The sequence below is a fragment of the Sphingobium sp. genome (assembly GCF_003248505.1).
Taxonomy (GTDB): Bacteria; Pseudomonadota; Alphaproteobacteria; order Sphingomonadales; family Sphingomonadaceae; genus Sphingobium.
The window spans coordinates 1-4,419 of the sequence record NZ_QFOA01000133.1; the positions used below are offsets into that span (position 1 = coordinate 1).

Below are 4,419 nucleotides of genomic sequence, written 5' to 3' on the forward strand. Positions count from 1 at the left end.
TAGATAGCCTCACGCGTCACGCGCCCATCAAAATCGCTCTGCCATGACCAGAATATCGTCTTTTCAGTGTCCAAATGCCCTGCCCTCCGCCGGGATGCATGTCGGTATCAACAAAACACAGGACTGGGAAACGCAGGGTTTTCAAACGCCATCTGTCAGCAAAATCCAAGCCTGTCTCGCGTGTACTTCGCGATTTTGCTACAATAACACTGGACCACGCAAGGCGAGTCCCTGAAGCAGTCGGGGATAGGTCATGGCCGATTTGGGCACACTTCTGACAATGATCCCACCTGCCGCCTGGCAGGAGGCTTGTGAACGCGAAGCGGTCATTCGGCCCCTCACCGAACGGCCCAAACTGACCCGCGCTGCGGTGGAATGTGCAGCGGCGGAACTCGGACTTAACCGCAGCCGTATCTTCGAACTGGTCGGCCGATATCGCTCCAAACCAGTGGCGAGCTCCCTTCTTGACCAAGGCAGGGGCTTTCCAAAAGGTCAGCACCGCCTATCCCCGAGACTGGATGGCATAATAAGCGCGGAGATTGACGGCTTCTATCTGGCACGGCCTAAACCGTCGCTCGCACAGTTGGTCCGAAGCGTCAGACACGCCTGCCAATCGGAAGGCATCGAAGCGCCTTCACGTAACACGATTGTCGCTCGGGCGCGTGAGGTCGATGCTAAACGAAGCATCGCGGCGCGCGACGGAGCAAAGGCCGCTGCGGATCGCTTCCGCCCTGTCACCCGCTCATTCGACGCTGAGTATCCGCTCCATGTCGTCCAGATGGACCACACTCCTGCTGACGTCATCATCGTCGATGAGCATTTCCGCAGGCCGCTTGGCCGGCCGATCCTCACGCTCCAGATCGACGTGGCCACTCGCACCATCCCCGGGTTCTATGTCTCTTTGGAGCACCCATCAGCAACGTCTGTTGGTATGGCAATCCGCCACGCTGTTCTCCCAAAGACCGCATGGTTGCAGGAAAGGGATCTTGACCGTGTCGAGTATCCTGTCGCGGGGATTCCCGACGCCCTTCATCTCGATAATGCCAAGGAATTCCACTCTCTGGCGCTCAACCGGGGCTGCCGCCAACACGGCATCGAGCTGATATATCGACCGGTGCGGACGCCCCACTACGGGGGCCATATCGAGCGGCTGATCGGTACGACCGTCGGTGAGATACACCTCCTTCCCGGCACCACCTTCTCCAACGTAAAGGCGAAGGGCGACTATAACGCTGAGGGGAAGGCTTGCCTTACCCTCCCGGAGTTCGAGAGATGGCTCACGCTCCAGATCGCAGTCTACCACGGGACGATCCATGGCGAATTGGGAGTTCCGCCCCTGACCGCTTGGCATGACGCGCTGGCGAAACGGCCGACGCCGCTACGGTACCCGATCAATGACGCAGCCTTCCTTCTGAATTTTCTGCCTTTCGAGATGCGCAAAGTCCGGCGCGAAGGGATTGAGCTGTTTCACGCCTTCTACTGGCATGGAACATTGGCCGCGCTCGCGGTGAGCACTGATCGAAAGCGGCCTGTAAAATATAACCCGCTCAATCTCTCGGCGGTTTATCTGGAGCTGTCAGACGGCGAACATCTGACCGTTCCTCTTCGGGACCGGCGGCGTCCGGCAATCACGAAATTCGAGCATGATGCGGCTGTGAAGGCTCTACGGGAGCGCGGCCGACTGGCGCTTGATGAGCATCAAATTTTCGAGATGGTCAAAGAGCAACGGACCATCGTTCGCGACGCCATCGCTCGGACCAAGACGGCTCGCAAAGCCGCGCAGCGAACCGTTTATGCCTTGAGCGCGGGAGCACCGGTCATTGCGCCAACCGAACCCCGCCTACCAAAACCGCCCGATCCGCCTGCTGACACCGAAAGGGTTGTGCCGTTCGACATCGAGGAACGCGGATGACTGTTCTCAACCAACATCTGTTTCCGGCCTATCGCGACCAGGCGGACTATCCCGACGAAACCAGGATCGATTGGCTACGCCGTGACCGTTGGATGGGCCTTCCGCAATCAGAGGCGGCGTTGAGCCAGCTCGAAGATCTTCTGGCCTATCCCAAGCGCGGACGCATGCCATGCCTGCTCCTGTTCGGATCAACCGGCATGGGCAAAAGCGAAATCCTCAGCCGCTTCTCGGAACTTCATGCCCCCGCGTTCGACGAACGGGCTGGCATCACCGTCATGCCGGTCGTTTCAGTTCAGATGCCGCCAGAGCCAACCGAGGAGGAGTTTTATACCGAGCTCATGCTGGCCATGAACTACGCCGAGTTCGGCCATCTATCACTTCGCACACTGCGCGCTCTGGCGAGACGCACCCTCGCGGAATTCGGCGCCCGCATTCTCGTGCTGGACGAGGTCGACAAGATGCTCGCCGGGACGCCGAGGCAGCAACGCATCTTTCTCAACACCATCCGCTTCCTCACCAACGATCTTAGAATTCCCATTGTCTGCGCGGGCACGGAAGACGCACGGATCGCCGTGCTCACTGACCCGAACCTTGCAGATCGGTTTGGCGCCCTGGAATTGATCGCCTGGCGCAACGATCATGCATTGCGCCAGTTGTTGGCCAGCTTCGCTGGATTGCTTCCCCTGAGGCGTCCTTCCCACCTCGACGATGACCAGGTGCGTCGACGAGTCCTTGCGCTTACCGATGGGGTCACGGGCCGAATTTTTCGATTGATGGAAGCGGTTGCCATCGCAGCTATCCGTAGCGGCCGCGAGATGATCGATGCCGACAGTTTCGACGATGAGCAATTGCTACTTCCCCTGGTTTCCATGCAGGTCACTGCCGGAGGCAGGAGAGCCGCCCGGTGCCGACGGCCATGATAGCGCACCCGCTCCCTTTTCCAGACGAGCTCCTCAGTTCCTGGAGTGAACGCAGAACGAAGGGGCGACCAACTATCGTCAGATCGTCTGACGGGCCCCGTCTATTTCGTCGATCCTGGCGTCAACACAACCCGGATTACTGTCCTTCGGTTGCATGGCTTGCATGGGCATCGGCAGCGTTCAAAGTTGAGACTAGGCAGTTGGCCGGAAACGCCCTTCGTCGTCGATACAAGGCGATGCGGAAAGAATTCGTCGCCTGGCTCTATCCCCCAACGGGAATCGGCCTAGCAACCTCTTCGGTTATCCCCTGCGTGCGCGTTGCCTGGTGCAACCGTTGTCTGGCTGAAGACCTGGCCAATGCAAGGCCAGCATACTTCAGACAATGCTGGGCCCTCGCGCCGCAAACCTTCTGCCACAAACATCGATGGCCGTTAGAAGAGCGGTGCAACATCTGTGGCGCCTACAACTGGACAGTCATCCGCACCGCAACGAACTGCGTGCGCCTCGTTTGTGGTGAGTGCTGGCGACCGCTCGAGCGGTCTATGCGCGCCGCCCTCGATGCCCCATCATCTATGCTAGACGCCTGGGACCGGGTGATTGCTCTCGAAGCCGAAATCCTGGCAGCACTGTCCGGTCGAACACCAGATCAGTTTCGTTTCAACTTCACCTCCGGCGCGCAGCTCCTGAATGAGGTGGATGACATTGCCGGAATTCTCTGTCGAAATTACTGGGGGTACACGCGAACCAACATCCCGCTGAACGCCTTCAGCTGCCCTGCCATTACCCCGGGCTACCTTCCGCAGGACTTCTACGAAAGCGACGGACTTCATCCTCTCGCAACCGGCAGCATTCGAAAACGCCGGAGCCTTCTAGGGGCAATCTGTGCAATTCTGGATCCCGATCCGACGACCGGACGCACCCTCTACGGGCCAGAAAGTCGGCCATCGATCGAGGAATTCGTTTCAACCGTCGAGCGAGCCGCCATCGAAATACACATCTCGGCAGCTGATCGATGGTCGCCAAGCTTCATCAGCCGGCTGAACGGCGCTCGCCGAGCGTTGGATCAAAAGCGCAAAGTTTCCAAACTGGCGGCGATCTGGTCGCTGCGCCGCTGAACAACCTTGGCAACCCCGCCGCGAACTCCGGCGGTCGGTCCTGAAGGCAAGGGCGAGCGATTGGGTCGTTTTCACTCTGGGCTCGTCCCCTACCTATCTTGGCAGCTTCCGCTAACGACCCGAGATCGCGATCGCGGAATGATCAGTTGCCGGATCAACCGGCACCCCAAGCTGCTTGCGTTCTGAGTAGCGATCAACGAGCTGACCGGCGTGCGGACGCATCAGGACAGTGAAGCGCACCAGCTCCTCCATCACATCGACGATGCGGTCATAATAGCTCGACGGCTTCATGCGGCCTGCTTCGTCAAACTCCTTGTAGGCCATCGCCACGGATGACTGGTTGGGAATGGTGAACATTCGCATCCAGCGGCCCAGCAGGCGAAGCGTGTTCACGGCGTTGAACGACTGCGAGCCGCCAGATACCTGCATGACCGCAAGCGTGCGCCCCTGCGTTGGGCGCATTCCCTTCATT

The 4,419-nt window shown here is 59.3% G+C and carries 3 protein-coding genes and 1 pseudogene; 3 read left to right on the plus strand and 1 reads right to left on the minus strand.

The window, feature by feature from the left end; genetic code table 11:
• The first annotated feature begins 253 nt into the window (after positions 1 to 253).
• The 3 genes from DI606_RS19540 to DI606_RS19550 all read left to right on the plus strand — a co-directional run bounded on the left by DI606_RS19540 (position 254) and on the right by DI606_RS19550 (position 3,947).
• Entirely contained in the window at positions 254 to 1,912 is a 1,659-nt protein-coding gene (locus tag DI606_RS19540) for a Mu transposase C-terminal domain-containing protein (protein WP_066861513.1), read from the plus strand.
• Positions 1,909 to 2,832, plus strand: coding sequence for a TniB family NTP-binding protein (locus tag DI606_RS19545; protein WP_066861510.1), 924 nt, complete (start codon positions 1,909 to 1,911; stop codon positions 2,830 to 2,832). Before DI606_RS19540 ends, DI606_RS19545 begins: the two co-directional genes overlap by 4 nt.
• Positions 2,833 to 3,032: 200 nt before the next feature.
• Positions 3,033 to 3,947: a hypothetical protein gene (locus DI606_RS19550; RefSeq protein ID WP_293985620.1), complete on the plus strand. Its 915-nt coding sequence runs from the start codon at positions 3,033 to 3,035 to the stop codon at positions 3,945 to 3,947.
• A gap of 111 nt (positions 3,948 to 4,058) precedes the next feature.
• Here DI606_RS19550 and DI606_RS19555 read toward each other — a convergent pair.
• Positions 4,059 to 4,419, minus strand: a pseudogene (locus tag DI606_RS19555) (arsenical resistance protein ArsH); the annotation flags it as partial.

Excerpts from the sequence above, each read along its gene's own strand:
- DI606_RS19545 (WP_066861510.1), top strand. The coding sequence starts at position 1,909 with ATGACTGTTCTCAACCAACATCTGTTTCCGGCCTATCGCGACCAGGCG.
- DI606_RS19540 (WP_066861513.1), top strand. The coding sequence starts at position 254 with ATGGCCGATTTGGGCACACTTCTGACAATGATCCCACCTGCCGCCTGG.